General features: G+C 67.1%; 14 protein-coding genes and 1 tRNA gene. 4 read left to right on the top strand and 11 right to left on the bottom strand.

The annotated features are described in order from the left end of the window. Nucleotides 1–14 precede the first annotated feature (14 nt). Nucleotides 15–824, bottom strand: coding sequence for an IclR family transcriptional regulator (locus K307_RS41465; RefSeq protein WP_042886817.1), 810 nt, complete (start codon nucleotides 822–824; stop codon nucleotides 15–17). 247 nt (nucleotides 825–1071) lie between these two features. Here K307_RS41465 and K307_RS41470 point away from each other — a divergent pair, with 247 nt between their 5' ends. Continuing rightward, on the top strand, nucleotides 1072–2265 hold the full coding sequence (locus K307_RS41470) for an acyl-CoA dehydrogenase (protein ID WP_042886819.1): 1194 nt from the start codon (nucleotides 1072–1074) through the stop codon (nucleotides 2263–2265). 152 nt (nucleotides 2266–2417) lie between these two features. On the opposite strand, the gene K307_RS41475 is transcribed toward K307_RS41470, so the two are convergent. Further along, nucleotides 2418–3056 (bottom strand): peroxiredoxin, encoded by a 639-nt coding sequence (locus K307_RS41475; protein WP_042886821.1) that lies wholly within the window; start codon nucleotides 3054–3056, stop codon nucleotides 2418–2420. 255 nt (nucleotides 3057–3311) lie between these two features. On the opposite strand from K307_RS41475, the gene K307_RS41480 reads away from it, so the two are divergent. The 3 genes from K307_RS41480 (at nucleotide 3312) to K307_RS41490 (ending at nucleotide 4742) form a co-directional block, all read left to right on the top strand. Next, complete coding sequence (locus tag K307_RS41480) at nucleotides 3312–3638, top strand: DUF883 family protein (protein ID WP_010813729.1); 327 nt, start codon at nucleotides 3312–3314, stop codon at nucleotides 3636–3638. A gap of 193 nt (nucleotides 3639–3831) precedes the next feature. Then, nucleotides 3832–4212, top strand: coding sequence for a phage holin family protein (locus K307_RS41485; RefSeq protein WP_042888096.1), 381 nt, complete (start codon nucleotides 3832–3834; stop codon nucleotides 4210–4212). After that, nucleotides 4209–4742, top strand: coding sequence for a DUF3318 domain-containing protein (locus K307_RS41490; protein ID WP_042886823.1), 534 nt, complete (start codon nucleotides 4209–4211; stop codon nucleotides 4740–4742). Before K307_RS41485 ends, K307_RS41490 begins: the two co-directional genes overlap by 4 nt. A 35-nt stretch (nucleotides 4743–4777) precedes the next feature. Here K307_RS41490 and K307_RS41495 read toward each other — a convergent pair whose 3' ends face one another. The 9 genes from K307_RS41495 to tolR form a co-directional block, all read right to left on the bottom strand. Continuing rightward, on the bottom strand, nucleotides 4778–7633 hold the full coding sequence (locus tag K307_RS41495; protein WP_080745394.1) for an EAL domain-containing protein: 2856 nt from the start codon (nucleotides 7631–7633) through the stop codon (nucleotides 4778–4780). Nucleotides 7634–7817: 184 nt separating this feature from the next. Further along, nucleotides 7818–7893: transfer RNA gene (locus tag K307_RS41500), tRNA-Lys, on the bottom strand. A gap of 59 nt (nucleotides 7894–7952) precedes the next feature. Further along, entirely contained in the window at nucleotides 7953–9068 is a 1116-nt protein-coding gene (locus K307_RS41505) for a YeeE/YedE family protein (protein ID WP_042886825.1), read from the bottom strand. Nucleotides 9069–9113: 45 nt separating this feature from the next. Beyond that, nucleotides 9114–9797 carry a 7-cyano-7-deazaguanine synthase QueC gene (queC, locus tag K307_RS41510; RefSeq protein ID WP_042886827.1) on the bottom strand — a complete coding sequence of 228 codons (684 nt, stop codon included), beginning with the start codon at nucleotides 9795–9797 and terminating at the stop codon, nucleotides 9114–9116. A gap of 346 nt (nucleotides 9798–10143) precedes the next feature. Beyond that, on the bottom strand, nucleotides 10144–10902 hold the full coding sequence (gene ybgF, locus K307_RS41515) for a tol-pal system protein YbgF (RefSeq protein WP_042886828.1): 759 nt from the start codon (nucleotides 10900–10902) through the stop codon (nucleotides 10144–10146). Nucleotides 10903–10919: 17 nt separating this feature from the next. Next, complete coding sequence (gene pal, locus K307_RS41520; RefSeq protein ID WP_042886829.1) at nucleotides 10920–11429, bottom strand: peptidoglycan-associated lipoprotein Pal; 510 nt, start codon at nucleotides 11427–11429, stop codon at nucleotides 10920–10922. Between the two features lie 15 nt (nucleotides 11430–11444). Next, nucleotides 11445–12818 carry a Tol-Pal system beta propeller repeat protein TolB gene (tolB, locus tag K307_RS41525; protein WP_042886830.1) on the bottom strand — a complete coding sequence of 458 codons (1374 nt, stop codon included), beginning with the start codon at nucleotides 12816–12818 and terminating at the stop codon, nucleotides 11445–11447. 205 nt (nucleotides 12819–13023) lie between these two features. Continuing rightward, nucleotides 13024–14085 (bottom strand): cell envelope integrity protein TolA, encoded by a 1062-nt coding sequence (gene tolA / locus K307_RS41530; protein ID WP_051975412.1) that lies wholly within the window; start codon nucleotides 14083–14085, stop codon nucleotides 13024–13026. A 48-nt stretch (nucleotides 14086–14133) separates the two neighbouring features. After that, complete coding sequence (gene tolR / locus K307_RS41535; RefSeq protein ID WP_042886832.1) at nucleotides 14134–14577, bottom strand: protein TolR; 444 nt, start codon at nucleotides 14575–14577, stop codon at nucleotides 14134–14136. Nucleotides 14578–14587: the final 10 nt, after the last annotated feature.

Raw genomic sequence — 14587 nt, forward strand, 5'->3', positions numbered from 1 at the left:
GTCGGACCTGGCTGTCAGCCCGCCGGGTCCGACAACCTTGACGCCAGCGCCTGCAACGCCGGCGCCAGCGTCTGGTGGAACACCGCTTCCTCCACCGCGCCATACGATGCACTGCAGCTCAGCATGTGCAGCTCCTTCTCCCCCACCGGCCGGAACGCCACCGCACAGGCATGGATGGCCGGGTGCCAGTCACGGAACGACGCCGCATAGCCGCGCTGCTGCGCCTCGGCCAGCGCCACGCGCGTGGGCGCCTCCTGCTGCTTCCATTGCTCCGGGAAGGCCTGGCTGAACTCGGCGAGCACGCGCTCGCGCCGCGCCGCAGGCAACGCGGCCAGATAGGCCCGCCCCATCGAACTCGACACCAGCGACAGCCGCGAGCCAACCCCCAGCCCCAACATCACGCCGGCATCGTTGCGGATCGACTCCAGGTAGATCACCTCCATGCGCTCGCGCTTGCCGAGCGACACCGAGACACCGTACGACTGCGCGAACGCCAGCATATGCGGCCGCGCCAGCGCCACCACGTCCGACGCCGACAGGTAGGAGTAGCCCAGCGCCAGCACGCCGGCGTCGAGCGCGTACTTGCCCAGGCTTTCGTCATAGCGCAGGTACCCCAGTTGCACCAGCGTGCCCGCCAGCCGGCTCACCGTCGCCTTCGGGAAACCCGTGCGGCGCACGAAGTCCTGGTTGCCCAGCATCGCCTCGCCGGTGCGGAAGCAGCGCAGCAGCTCCAGCCCGCGCGCCAGCGCCGTAACGAAATTGGGATCGCTGTCGCGCACCGCGGACGGTGGCGCGATATCGGTAGAAAGTGACGAATTGGTCAAGGCGGCTCCTGTCAGGTCGGCGGCTGTCCGCTCATCGCACACGGCATCGGTAGCTCCGGGTTTTGCCTGTTGCACGGCAAACCCATTGCGATATACTAATTCAACGGAACACAGTTCCGCAATGCGGAACCACAAAAACCCTCCGCGACGATCACCGAACCCATCATGATTCCCGGAAGCGCCGGTGCGGCAAGCGACCATTCGCCCCGCCCCCGATGCTTCCCCCGCGCTACCGAAGGAGACCTGCATGGCTGCCAACGCCGAATTCCACTGGGCCGACCCCCTGCTGCTGGACCAGCAACTGACCGCCGAAGAACGCATGGTGCGCGACGCCGCCGCGGCGTACAGCCAGGACAAGCTGATGCCGCGCGTGCTTCAGTCGTTCCGCAATGAAAAGACCGACATCGAGATCTTCCGCGAGATGGGCGAACTGGGCCTGCTCGGCCCCACCATCCCCGAGCAATACGGCGGCCCCGGCCTGAACTACGTCAGCTACGGCCTGATCGCGCGTGAAGTCGAGCGCGTCGATTCCGGCTACCGCTCGATGATGAGCGTGCAGTCGTCGCTGGTGATGGTTCCGATCTATGAATTCGGCACCGAAGCGCAGAAGCAGAAGTACCTGCCCAAGCTGGCCACCGGCGAATGGATCGGCTGCTTCGGCCTGACCGAGCCGAACCACGGCTCCGACCCGGGCTCGATGGTCACCCGCGCCAAGAAGGTCGACGGCGGCTACGAGCTGACCGGCGCCAAGATGTGGATCACCAACTCGCCGATCGCCGACGTGTTCGTGGTCTGGGCCAAGCTGCAAGAGGACAACGGCAAGGACGAGATCCGCGGCTTTATCCTGGAAAAGGGCTGGAAGGGCCTGTCGGCACCGACCATCCACGGCAAGGTCGGCCTGCGCACCTCGATCACCGGTGAAATCGTGCTCGACCAGGTGTTCGTGCCCGAAGAGAACATCATGCCGGGCGTGAGCGGCCTGAAGGGCCCGTTCACCTGCCTGAACTCGGCCCGCTATGGCATCGCCTGGGGCGCGCTGGGCGCCGCCGAGTTCTGCTGGCACACCGCCCGCCAGTACACGCTGGACCGCAAGCAGTTCGGCCGCCCGCTGGCCGCCACGCAGCTGGTGCAGAAGAAGCTGGCCGACATGCAGACCGAGATCACGCTGGGCCTGCAAGGCTGCCTGCGCCTGGGCCGCATGAAGGATGAAGGCACCGCCGCGGTCGAGATCACCTCGATCATGAAGCGCAACTCGTGCGGCAAGTCGCTGGACATCGCCCGCGTGGCGCGCGACATGCTGGGCGGCAACGGCATCTCGGACGAGTTCGGCGTGATCCGCCACGTGGTCAACCTGGAAGTGGTCAACACCTACGAAGGCACGCACGATATCCACGCGCTGATCCTGGGCCGCGCCCAGACCGGCATCCAGGCCTTCTTCTGACCGAAATAAACGACTTGCGGACAGGCTCTGCGCCATAAAAAAGCCCGGCTGCGAAGCCGGGCCAAGCACACTACCAAGGAGACGACGAGGCTGCCCCCGTCGATAAAACACCTGTCGTTCACGCCGGCCCCGCCTTCAAGCGGGGCCGCGTTTCATTTGTTCGGCTGCGCCGTCAGCCGCAGGTACGGCCGTACCGCCTTGTAGCCCTTCGGGAATTTCTCGCGGATCACCGCTTCGTCCTTCAGCGAGGGCACAATCACCACGTCGTCGCCGTCCTGCCAGTTGCCCGGCGTAGCCACGCTGTGGTTGTCGGTTAGCTGCAGCGAGTCGATTACGCGCAGAATTTCGTTGAAGTTGCGCCCCGTGCTGGCCGGATAGGTAATGATCAGCCGCACCTTCTTCTTCGGGTCGATGATGAACAGCGAGCGCACCGTCAGGGTCTCGTTCGCGTTCGGGTGGATCATGTCGTAAAGCTGCGAGACCTTGCGGTCGCCGTCCGCCAGGATCGGGAAGTTGACCGTGGTCGACTGGGTCTCGTTGATGTCGCGGATCCATCCATGGTGCGACTCCACGCCATCCACCGACAGCGCGATCGCCTTGACGCCGCGGCGCGCGAACTCGTCCTTCAGCTTCGCGGTCAGGCCAAGTTCCGTGGTGCACACCGGGGTGTAGTCCGCCGGGTGCGAGAACAGCACGCCCCAGCTGTCGCCAAGCCATTCATGGAAGCGGATCCGACCTTCGCTCGAATCCTGTTCGAAGTCCGGGGCGATGTCGCCAAGACGCAATGCCATGCTCTGTTCTCCTTATTTCTGGGTGGAACCAGAGTATCCGGATTGATATCCAACCCAAACGAATATAAAGTCACTACAAAATCACTCCAAGTCATAAAGACTTTTTCCGACATTCATCGCGCGGGCTTTACGGCATGCTGTCATCATCGGCATCGCCGATTGCTGGCTCCGGCGCGTGGCCTTGAAACCACGGCCGCTCGCCACATATGCTAAGTAACAGACCGACAATTGCCGTTAGCCTCGGAGCGTAAGAAAATGTCAGAATCCGCACAAACCGAACCAACCGCCCGCAAACAGGAGAAACTGATGAGCGATGTCAAGACCGTTCTGTCCGACGCCGAAGAACTGCTTAAGCAAGCGGCTTCGACCACCGGCGAAAAGGCCGCCGAACTGCGCGAGCGCGGCATGGGTCTGCTCAAGCAAGCCAAAGAAAAGGCCCAGGACCTGCAAGATGCCGTCGTGACCAAGAGCAAGGCCGCTGCACGCGCCACCGACGACTACGTGCATGACCACCCGTGGCGCGCCGTGGGCGTGGCCGCCGGCGTGGGCCTGCTGATCGGTCTGCTGCTGAACCGCAAGTAAGCGCTGCCAGCCAGCGCTTGAAGTCCCGGCGCGGCCCGCTGGAGCCGCGTCAGAGCGGCAACCCGGCGCGCTGCGCGGGTTGCCAGTGGCCCGGGAGCCCGCACATCGGCGCCACCCGGCCCCGCCCGCAGGAAAGGCGCGCACGGCCATGCCGGCGCGCCGCTCTTTCACGCCGGAGCCGTCGAGCGAATCCATGAGCGAACCCACTCCCTCTCCCAAATTCCTGGAATCCGTGCGCAACCTCGCCAACTCGGTGGTCGCCATGGTCCAGACCCGCCTGGAACTTGCCAGCGTCGAGTTTTCCGAGGAGCGCTCGCGCCTGATGAAGGTCGCGCTGCTGGCCTGCTTCGGCCTGGTCTTCTTCGGCATTGCGCTGGTCACCTTCACCGCGCTGATCGCCATCCTGTTCTGGAATGCCTATGGCTGGCAGGCCCTGGGCGTGCTGGCTGTCCTCTACCTGCTGCTGTGCGCCGGCTGCCTGGCGTACGCACGCAACCTGGTGCGCAACGCCCCGCCGATGTTCGAGGCCACGCTCGCCGAACTCGACAAAGACCGGGAGATCCTGCGCCGATGAGCACCCTGGAACCCGAGGAAGGCGCCAGCGGGCGCAACCGCCGCGAACACCCGCGGCCGGTCCGATTCAACCACGAGGTGCGCCTGCCGCTGGCCGTGCGCAAGGAGCTGCTGCTCACGCGCGCCGCGCTGGAACGCTATGACTGCCTGCAGGCGCTGCACGAGGTGCGTGGCGGCGCCCGGCGCCTGGGCACCGTCGCCCACTGGCTGCCGCGCATTGCGCGGCCCGGCTCGTGGATGAAGGTGGTCGGCATGACCAAGGAATATCCGCTGCTGAGCACAGTGATCACGCTGGCATTGCCGCTGGTCAAGCGCACGCCGGTGCTGCGCTGGACCTGGAAGCTGGGCAAGATCGGCGCTGTCGCCGGCGCGGCGTACTGGGTCTACAACACCTGGCGCGATGCCAGGCGGCAGGCCATCCCGCCCGCGATCGTGCCGGCGCCTGCCGCGCCGCCTGCCCCGCCATCGACGGCCGGCAACGCGGCACCACCCGCCACCGATACCGGCTTTCGCGACCCGCTCGTTCCCTGATCTCCATGGTGCTGGCTTGCTGGCGGGCTGGCAGTTCAGCCCGCCAGCGCCACCGCCGGTTCGTCGCCGGCCGCCGGCTCGGCCGGCGCGAATGGCACCGGCGGCGCCAGATGGTAGCCCTGCGCCAGGTCCACGCCCAGCTCCCGCAGCCGCTCCAGCATCGCCTCGCTTTCAACGAATTCCGCAATGGTCTTCTTGCCCATCGCATGGCCGATGCGCTGGATCACCTCCACCATCACCAGGTTGACCGGGTCGGCCAACATGTCGCGCACAAAGCTGCCGTCGATCTTCAGGTAGGCCGCCGGCAGGTGCTTCAGGTAGGTGAACGACGACATGCCGGCACCAAAGTCGTCCAGCGCGAAGCTGCAGCCCAGTTGCTGCAGCTGTTGGATAAACGATCCCGCCTGCGCCAGGTTGGCGATGGCCGCGGTTTCCGTGATCTCGAAGCAGATCCCTTCCAGCGCGATGCCGAAGCGCTGCGCCTGCTCGCGCACGAACTCGGGAAAATGGAAATCCGCCAGCGACGAGCCGGACAGGTTGATCGCGCAGGTGGCAATGGCCCCCTCGCCAGCGCTGCCCTGCCGCCCCGCCAGCGTGGCAAAGGCGGTCTCCACCACCCAGCGGTCGATCATCGGCATCAGGTTGTAGCGCTCGCAGGCCGGCACGAATGCCATCGGCGGCACCAGCCGGCCGCGCTCGTCCACCAGGCGCAGCAGCAGCTCAATGTGGCGGCCGGCCGCTGCAGCGCCCGCGCCGGGCTGCACCGGCACGATCTCCTGCGCGAACAGGCAGAAGCGCCCCGCCGCCAGCGCCGCATGCACGCGGCTGACCCACTCCATCTCGCCGTGGCGCGCCTGCACCACGCTGTCCAGCGGATGGTAGACCTGCACGCGGTTGCGACCGCCCTCCTTGGCCACGTAGCAGGCCGCGTCGGCCGCGCTCAGGGCCTCGGCCACGCTGCCGGTCTGGCGGTCCAGCGTGACCAGGCCGATGCTGACGCCCAGCGCGAAGGTGCGCTGGCGATGGGCAAAGCGGAAGCACGCAATCGCGCAGCGCAGCGCCTCGGCCACGCGCTCGCCATCGGTCCCGGCGCAGTGCTCCAGCAGGATGCCGAACTCGTCGCCGCCCAGCCGGGCGAGCGTATCGCTCTTGCGCAACTGGCTGCCCATGACTTCCGCCATCTGCCGGATCAGCTCGTCGCCGGCGGCATGCCCGCAGGTATCGTTGACCACCTTGAACTGGTCCAGGTCCAGGTACATCAGCGTATGGGGGGTGCCTTGCGCCCGCGCGCGCGTGATCGCCGCGCCCACGCGGCGCTCGAACTCGGCGCGGTTGACCAGCCCCGTCAGCGCATCATGGCTGGCCTCGTACGCCAGCCGCGCGGCGTGCGCGCGTTCCTGGCTGACATCGTGCAGCACCACCACCACGCCAATGGCCTGCGCGCCGCGGTCGCGGATCAGCGCTACCGAAGGCTTTACCGCCACCACCTGCCCGGGCTGCCCGGGCTGTCCGAACGCCGCGCGCTGCACCAGCTGCGCCGGCTGGCCGTGCCAGCGCTCCCTGAGCGCCAGCGTGACGATATCGGGCAGCGGCGCCTGGCTGTCTTCGTCGCGCAGCACGCAGACCTGGGCCAGCGGCAGGCCGCGGGCGTCGGCTTCGCGCCAGCCGGTCAGCGCTTCGGCCACCGGGTTGAGCGACTGCACGCGCCCCCATACATCGGTGGTCACCACCGCGTCGCCGATGGCCTGCAAGGTGACCTGGGCGCGCTCCTTCTCGGCAAAGAGCTGTGTCTCGTAGCGCTTGTTGTCCGAGATATCCGTCAGCGATCCCGCCATGCGGGCACGCCGCCGCCCCGCCCCGCGCACCAGCCGGCCACGTGCGCGCACCCACAGGTAATGGCCGGCGCGCGTGCGCAGCCGGAACTCGGCGTCATAGGGCTCGCCGCTGCGCAGGTGGCGTGCGAGCTTGTCCTCGAAGGCGACCAGGTCGGACGGATGCAGCAGGCCCAGCACGGTCTCGCGCGCATGCGGCAGCTGGTCGGCCTGGTAGCCCAGCATCTGCGCGCAGCGCGGCGAGAAATACAGCTCGCCGCGGCCCAGGTGCCAGTCCCACAAGCCGTCGTTGCTGCCCTCCACCGCCAGCTGCAGCTGCTCCTCGCGCTGCGCCAGCGCCTCGCGCAGCTGGCGCTCACGGCGCAGCGGCCCATGTGACAGCACGATCGCCGACATCAGCAACAAGGTCGCCATCACCGCGCTGCCGGTCGTGAACAGCCGTGTCACCCGGCGCGAGGCCTGGCCGAGGTGTTCGGAGAAGGCTCGCTCGAGCGGCGACAGCCTGGCATCGATGCGGGCGATATTGCGCAGCACCGGCGCCACGCATTCGTCGCCGCATCCCGGCTGCTCGACGAGACGGCGCAGCGCCAGCGCCTGCTCGTGCAAGGCAAAGATTTCCTGGTCGCCCGCTGCCCACACGCGGATCGCGGCATCGACCTCCTGGATATTGCGGAAATTGCGGTAGAGCCGGACCATCCGCGGAATGTCTTCCAGATGGTTGCCGCCGGCAAGCAACCCCTCGCGCACGCGCTCCAGGTCAGGCTCGGCGCGGTCCAGTTCCAGGCGCGCGCGATGGTCGCCCAGCGGGACGGCGATGGCCGCCAGGTAAGAGGCAAAGTCTTCGGGGTTGCGGTCCTCGCCATAGCGCAGCAAGTGCAGCACGGCGTTCTTCTGGCCCTTGGACCACTGGCTCTCCCCCGCCACGAACGCACGCGCGGCCGAAAGCAGGTCCAGGCTGGCGATGCTGAACAAGGCCAGCGCGACGACAACCGGAACGAACGGCCAGATGATGCGCAGCACGTGCCCACTGGCCGGCAAGGAAAGGCCTGCTCGCCGCATAGGGACTGGTTGGGACGTTGGGGGCCGTGTCTTGCCGGCCCCTCTGTAGTATGCAGCCGACACAGCCGCAGTTGCCCCATTGTCCTGTGCGTCCGTCCCTAAGTCTCTACCTCGAACAAGTTAAAGCGGCTGCGCGCCAATGCAAAAAGGGCCTGTGACGTGCGCCACAGGCCCTTCGTAATGCTGGTGGGTCGTGCGTGACTCGAACACGCGACCAACGGATTAAAAGTCCGCTGCTCTACCGACTGAGCTAACGACCCGAAAAAACAGAACCGCGATTATAGTGACACGATTCCCGATGTGTCAAGCGCAAGGCGGCTCAGGCCATGCGCTCCAGCCGCCATATCTGGTAGCGGAACGCCAGCACCGCCCCAGACAGGATACCCCCCAGCGCGATAAAGGAGCCGATCGCCAGCGTCGACACGCCCGACAGCCCCTGCCCCACCGTGCACCCCAGCGCGGTCACGCCGCCGGCGCCCATCAGGATGCCGCCGACCATATGGTTGGCGACGTCCTCGGCGTTGCCGAAGCCTTCCCAGCGGAAGGTGCGGGTGGCCAGCGCATAGACCGCCGCACCGGCGATCACGCCGAACACGCTGACGATGCCGATGGTCAGCACCTTGCTCTTGTCGCTGAACATCATCAGCCAGTCGAGCGTATAGGCATACGGCGCGACGAAGCTCAGGCTTTCCATGCGCCCGCTGTTGGTCGACACAAACAGTTCTTCGAGCGTGTTCGGGTCTTCCGACACATAGCCGAGATGGCCCGACACGTACCACATCGCCACGATGATCAGGCCGACACCGATGCCGCCGAGCAGGTTGTCGAACGAGCGGAAGCCGCGGCCCGCCAGCGCCCACAGTACCAGCACGCCGCCCAGCAGCAGGCCCAGGCCGAGCTGCAGCGCGCCGCGCGCCAGTCCCGTGCCCTGCGCCAGCACCGAAGGCAGGTCCTGCGTGGTCGGCAGCGTTACCGCGACAGCATCAACGGTGTTCACACGCACCACGCCAAACAGCCCGCGCAGCGTCATATAGGCCGACAGCCCCAGGAACACGAACACCACCAGCGACTTCAGGTTGCCCGCGCCGATGCGCACCAGCGTCTTGCTGCCGCAACCCGACGCCAGCACCATGCCGAAGCCGAACATCAGCCCGCCGGCCAGCGCCGACAGCCAGCCCAGCTTGCTGGCGGTGTAGATGGTCTTGGTCGGGTCGACCGCGCCCGTCCAGGCCAGCGCGCCGGTGCCGATCATGGCCACGCCGATCGCCAGGCCCCACATGCGCATGCGGGTCCAGTCGCCCATGTTGACCACGTCGGAGACCGCGCCCATGGTGCAGAAGTGCGTGCGCTGCAGCACGGCGCCGAACAGGAAGGTCAGGACGAAGGTGCTCAGCAGCACGGTGCGCGAGAGCGCGGCGAGGTCGATATCGGGCATGTGTCTTGGACGGAACGGCGGCGGATGATCAGGCGGTCTGGGTGCTCAGGCGGCGCCCTGGTAACGCGTGGGATCGGGCACGCCGGCGGCCTCGAAGCCGGCCCGGCGGATGCGGCACGAATCGCACACGCCGCAGGCACGGCCGTCGTCGTCGGCCTGGTAGCACGACACCGTCAGGCTGTAGTCCACGCCCAGGCCGATGCCGGCGCGGATGATCTCGGCCTTGGTCAGGTCGATGATGGGCGCGTGCACGCGGAAGCGGTCGCCCTCGACCCCGGCCTTGGTGGCGAGGTTGGTCAGGGTCTCGTAGGCGGCGACGTATTCCGGGCGGCAGTCCGGATAGCCGGAGTAGTCGACCGCATTGGCGCCGAAGAACAGGTCGCGCCCGCCGACGGCCTCGGCCCAGCCAAGCGCCAGCGACAGCATGATGGTGTTGCGCGCCGGCACGTAGGTAATGGGGATGCCGGTGGAAGCGCCGTCGGTCGGCACCTCGAGCGTATCGTCGGTCAGCGCCGAGCCGCCGAAGCGGCGCAGGTCCAGGTCGACGATCTCATGGCGGGTGGCGCCCAGCGCCGCTGCCACGCGCTTGGCGGCTTCCAGTTCGGACGAATGGCGCTGGCCATAGCGCATCGACAGCGCATAGGTCTCGAAGCCCTGGGCGCGGGCCATGGCGAGTACGGTGGCGGAGTCGAGTCCGCCGGAAAGCAGGACGATGGCGCGTTTGGTCATGATCGGGGGCGCGGTTTGCGACGCGCAAGACATTCAGGCGAATCGCATATTTTAGCGCGCGACCAAAGGAAAAGGCCCGCCTGAATGGCGGGCCTTTGAGGACCGGCTACGTTTGCAGACCGAGGGGTTGCGCCCCTCTCCCGCTTGCGGGAGAGGGGCGGGGGAGAGGGCAGGAGTGTCAAAGGCTGACGCCCGTGGGTTAAAACCGTTGGCCCCGCTTGATGTGGTTCCTAGCTAGACCACCCCTCACCCCGGTCCCTCTCCCCATGAGGGGAGAGGAAGACACCTTGCCTAGGCTAGCTCGGGCGGCTTGGGAGCACCCAAAACCGCTCGCCCCTCACACGCCCTACTTCAGCGTCTTCAGCCGGTTGCTCGCCGCCTGGGCGCCTTCGGTGCCTGGATACTTGGCCACCACCTGCTCCAGCGTCTTGCGCGCGGCCGCCTTCTGGCCGGACTCGAGCTGGTTGTTGGCGACCGCGATCATCGCATCCGGCACCTTGGGGTGCGTCGGATTGTTATTGATCATGGTCTGCAGCACCGAGGTGGACCCCTTGTAGTCGCGCTGCGCATACAGCGAGTTGCCCAGCCAGTACTGCGCCAGCGGCACGTATGGGCTCTGCGGGTACTTCTTGACGAAGGCCGAGAACGAACTCCCGGCGCTCTTGAAGTCGCCCGCCTGGAACTGCTTGAGCGCGGCATCGTATTCGGGCTTTTCGCCCGGCTGCGACACGCCTTCGCGGCCTTCGACCGTGACCTGCTGCGGCTCGAACTTCTTCAGGCGCGCGTCCAGGTCGGCGTAGTAGTCCTTCTGCTGCTTCTGCAGCGTGTCCACCGTGTTCTGCAGCACTTCGTTCTGGCCGCGCAGCCGCGCCACTTCCTGGCGCAGGCCCTCGAGCTGGTTCTCCATGTCGAGCGTGGTGCGGCTGTTCTGCTCGATGCGCTGGGTCGCGGTCGCCTGGAAACCGTTGAACTGGTCGCGCAGGGTGATGACCGCCTTGCGCGCCTCGTCATCGTCGAACACTCCGGCATGCGCCTGCGTGAGCGGCAGCATGCCGCCGCCGGCGACGGCGGCGAGCCACAACAAGGTGGAAACGCGTGCTTTCATGGATGGCAATCCGCAGATCAGTAGTTGATGTCCGCGCGGCGGTTTTCAGCCCACGAGGTTTCATCATGGCCGGTGGCCTTGGGCTTTTCCTTGCCCAGGCTCACGGCCTCCATCTGGGTGTCGGGCACGCCCATCGAGCCCAGCGAACGGCGCACGGCTTCGGCGCGCTTCTGGCCCAGCGCCAGGTTGTACTCGCTGGTGCCGCGCTCGTCAGTGTTGCCCTGGATCAGGATCTTGCGGCCCTTGTTGCCGCCCAGGTACTTGGCGTGCTCGGTCAGCATGCCCTGGTAGTCAGACTTGACGGAGTAGCTGTCGAAGTCGAAGTACACGCTGCGCTTGGCCAGCGGGCTGTTCGGGTCGTTCAGCGGGTCGGCGGCAGTCACCGGGGTGACGGCGCGCGGATCCGTGCCGGCACCGCCCTTGCCGGCGCCGGCATTGGCAGTGTCGTCCAGCTTGACGCCGGAGCTGCAGGCGCCAAGGGCCAGCAGTGCGGCAACGGCAAGGGTTTTGCTCATCAGTTGGGGCATGGTGAATGACTCCTGTTATTGCATGAAAGGACCCCAGGACGGCTCGCGAACATCGCCGGACTGGAGGGACAGAACCTGCCGGGTACGCCCGTCAGTGGAAACCGCCGCCAGCACCGCGCGACCGCCCACGCGGGTGGCATAGAGGATGTACTTGCCGTTGGCGGCGAAGCTCGGCGCCTCGTCGTTGGCCGTATCGGTCAGCGAGGTCACGTCGCCGTTGCTCAGGTCCTGCAGTTGCAGCTTGAAGCCGCCCGCGCGCGAGATGTACGCCAGGTACTTGCCGTCCGGCGAGATGCGCGGGCTTACGTTATAGCTGCCCTTGAAGGTGACACGCTGCGCCGCGCCGCTTTCTTCGCCGCCGGCGGGCATGCGGTAGACCTGCGGTGCGCCGCCGCGGTCGCTGGTGAAGTAAATGCTCTTGCCGTCGGGCGAGTACTGCGGCTCGGTGTCGATGGCGCTGCTGCGGGACAGGCGGTGAATGCCGGAGCCGTCAGCATTGACCTGGTAGACCTGGGTATTGCCATCGCGCGACAGCGCCAGTGCCAGGTGCTGGCCGTCAGGCGACCACGACGGCGCACTGTTGTTGCCCTTCTGGTTCGATACCAGCGTGCGCTTGCCGGTAGCCAGGTCGTGCACGTACACCACCGGCTTCTTGGCCTCGAACGAGACATAGGCCACGCGGCGGCCGTCCGGCGACCACGACGGCGAGATGATCGGCTCGTTGCTGGTCAGCGCCACCTGCGAGTTCTGGCCATCGGAGTCGGAGATCAGCAGCTGGTAGCGGCCGCCCACGCGCGACACGTAGGACAGGCGCGTGGCAAACACGCCGCGCTCGCCCAGCAGCTTTTCATAGATGTAGTCGGCGATCTTGTGCGCGGTCACGCGCAGCTGGCCCTGGTTGACGGTGAAGGCCAACCCGCCCAGGCTCTGGCCCTTGACGGTGTCGTACAGGCGGAAGCGCACTTCATACTGGCCGCCGGCGGCCGGGGTCACGCTGCCGGCGACGAAGGCGTCGGCGCCGCGCGACTTCCAGCTGCCGAGGTCGACGTTGGCGGATTCCGCCACCGTGGCGCCGCCGGGATCGACGTTGCGCAGGCGGCCGCTGCGCGCCAGGTCGGCGCGGATGATGGCGGTCAGATTCTGCGGGGCCTGGGCTTCGCCCTGGAAGTTGGCGGTGGCGACGGGGATCTGGCTGGAGCCGACGCCGGAGATCTCAACGTTGAGCTGCGCGTGCGCGGCGCCTGCCGCCATCGTCAGCGCCGCAGTCAGCCACGCCATCAGCGCGCGGCGGCCCACCAGGGGACTGGCGGAAAATGCGGGTAGGGTTGCGGGTTGAGTTGCGTTGTGCCGCCTCGCGGACAGCCAGTTGGGGGCCCAAAGCTTTCGCATGCTGCTCCTCAGTCGATTTCAAGATTCGTCGGGCACGGCAGGCAATCGGCAACACGGGCAGGTCGGGCGCTGCGCATGGCGCACTCCCGTTCTGCGTGCGTGTTGCACACTGCCGGCTGCGTCAGGCAACCTGCCATGGTAGCGGTGGGACCGGACCCCGGCGATGATGGTTGCATTATGTTGCAAATCATGACGCCCGGGTCACTCAGTCCTTCGGCCGGAAGGTGATGGTAAAGCTGCCTGGCGCCTTGCCATCCTCGTCGCGCGGCAGCGGGTCGGAACGCTCGACCGCGCGCAGCACGGCGTTGTCCCAGTCCGAATTGCCGCTGGACTTGGACAGCCGCGCCGACATCAGCGAGCCATCCGGCGCCAGCCGCACCGACACCACCGCGGTCGGATTGCCTTGCACGTCGTCGGTAAAGACGATGTTCGGTTTCACGCGGCGGCGCACGCGGTCGGCATAGCCCGGCGACGCCTTGCCGCCACCACCGGCGCCCGCGCCGGCCGAACTGCCGACTCCGCCACCACCCGCGCTCGAGCCGCTGGCCAGCGCCTGCAGGCGCGCCAGTTCGCTCTGGCGCTGTGCATTGGCCGCGGCCTCGCGCTTGCCCTTGGCGTCGGCATCCGCCTTGGCCCTGGCCTTTGCCTCGGCCTCATTCTTCGCCTTCGCGTCCGCCTGGGCCTTGGCCTTGGCGTCCGCTTCCTTGCGTTCGGTTTCCTTGCGCTCGGCCAGTTCCTTGCGCTGCTGCTCCCCCTGCTGCGCGGCCTTCTTCTTCGCGTCGTCCTTGCGCTGCGCTTCCTTGCGCTCGGCCTCGCGCCGCTCGTCTTCCTTGCGGGCGGCTTCCTTGCGCTCGGCCTCCTTGCGGGCGGCTTCCTTGCGTTCGGCCTCCTTGCGCTCCGCTTCCTTGCGGGCGGCGGCTTCCTTGCGCTCGGCCTCTTCACGCGCGGCCGCTTCGGCACGGCGCTTCTGGCGTTCCAGCGCGATGTCGGCCTCTTCCTCGACCTTGCTCTTCACCTGGGGCGGCGGCGGCACCGGGCGTGGCTGCACCACCGGCTCAGGTTGGGGCGGCGGCGGTGGCGCCGCTGTGGTAGCGGGGATTTCTTCCCACAGCTCGGCCTCGGCGCCGACCGGCGTGCTGCTCTGCCAGCGCACGCCGTAATACAGCACGATACCCAGCAGCAGGTGCATGACGAGCGCGAGCAGGAAGGAACGCAGGGTTCCCCGCTCCTTGACCGGCTGGTAGGGATAGGCGGCGACGGTATTCATCGGGCGCAACGGCAATCGCAGTGGCAATCAGATAGGCGCTTCAATGCTTCAGGAGGTCTTGGACTTGACCATCAGGCCGACGCGCTTGATGCCGTCGGCCTTCAGGACCGACATCACGTCGAGCACCGCCTCGTACTTGACCGAGCGGTCGGCGGCAATCACCACCGGCTGGTCGGGATTCTCGTTCTGGCGCTGGCGCACGAACTCGAGCAGGCCCTGGTTGTCGAGCTTGCGCTCGAAGGCATTGCCGGCGTTGTCCTTGCCGCGCGCGGTGAGCTGGCCGCTCTCGTGCACGGTGACGACGATTGGCGGCGCCTTCTGCTGGGGCGTGGCGTTGGCCACGGTGGGCAGGTCCACGGTGGCGGGACTCACGATCGGCGCCGCCACCATGAAGATGACCAGCAGCACGAGCATGACGTCGATATAGGGCACGACATTGATGTCGGCGCTTGCCCGGCGGCGCGAGCCGCCGCGGCGCTGAATGGCTGCCATTGCAGGACTC

The sequence above is a fragment of the Cupriavidus necator A5-1 genome (assembly GCF_000744095.1).
In the GTDB taxonomy this organism is placed as follows: Bacteria; Pseudomonadota; Gammaproteobacteria; order Burkholderiales; family Burkholderiaceae; genus Cupriavidus; species Cupriavidus necator_A.

Coding starts and splice junctions, on each gene's coding strand:
- K307_RS41470 (WP_042886819.1), top strand. CDS start 1,072: ATGGCTGCCAACGCCGAATTCCACTGGGCCGACCCCCTGCTGCTGGAC.
- K307_RS41475 (WP_042886821.1), bottom strand. CDS start 3,056: ATGGCATTGCGTCTTGGCGACATCGCCCCGGACTTCGAACAGGATTCG.
- K307_RS41480 (WP_010813729.1), top strand. CDS start 3,312: ATGTCAGAATCCGCACAAACCGAACCAACCGCCCGCAAACAGGAGAAA.
- K307_RS41485 (WP_042888096.1), top strand. CDS start 3,832: ATGAGCGAACCCACTCCCTCTCCCAAATTCCTGGAATCCGTGCGCAAC.
- K307_RS41490 (WP_042886823.1), top strand. CDS start 4,209: ATGAGCACCCTGGAACCCGAGGAAGGCGCCAGCGGGCGCAACCGCCGC.
- K307_RS41495 (WP_080745394.1), bottom strand. CDS start 7,633: ATGCGGCGAGCAGGCCTTTCCTTGCCGGCCAGTGGGCACGTGCTGCGC.
- K307_RS41505 (WP_042886825.1), bottom strand. CDS start 9,068: ATGCCCGATATCGACCTCGCCGCGCTCTCGCGCACCGTGCTGCTGAGC.
- queC (WP_042886827.1), bottom strand. CDS start 9,797: ATGACCAAACGCGCCATCGTCCTGCTTTCCGGCGGACTCGACTCCGCC.
- ybgF (WP_042886828.1), bottom strand. CDS start 10,902: ATGAAAGCACGCGTTTCCACCTTGTTGTGGCTCGCCGCCGTCGCCGGC.
- pal (WP_042886829.1), bottom strand. CDS start 11,429: ATGCCCCAACTGATGAGCAAAACCCTTGCCGTTGCCGCACTGCTGGCC.
- tolB (WP_042886830.1), bottom strand. CDS start 12,818: ATGCGAAAGCTTTGGGCCCCCAACTGGCTGTCCGCGAGGCGGCACAAC.
- tolA (WP_051975412.1), bottom strand. CDS start 14,085: ATGAATACCGTCGCCGCCTATCCCTACCAGCCGGTCAAGGAGCGGGGA.
- tolR (WP_042886832.1), bottom strand. CDS start 14,577: ATGGCAGCCATTCAGCGCCGCGGCGGCTCGCGCCGCCGGGCAAGCGCC.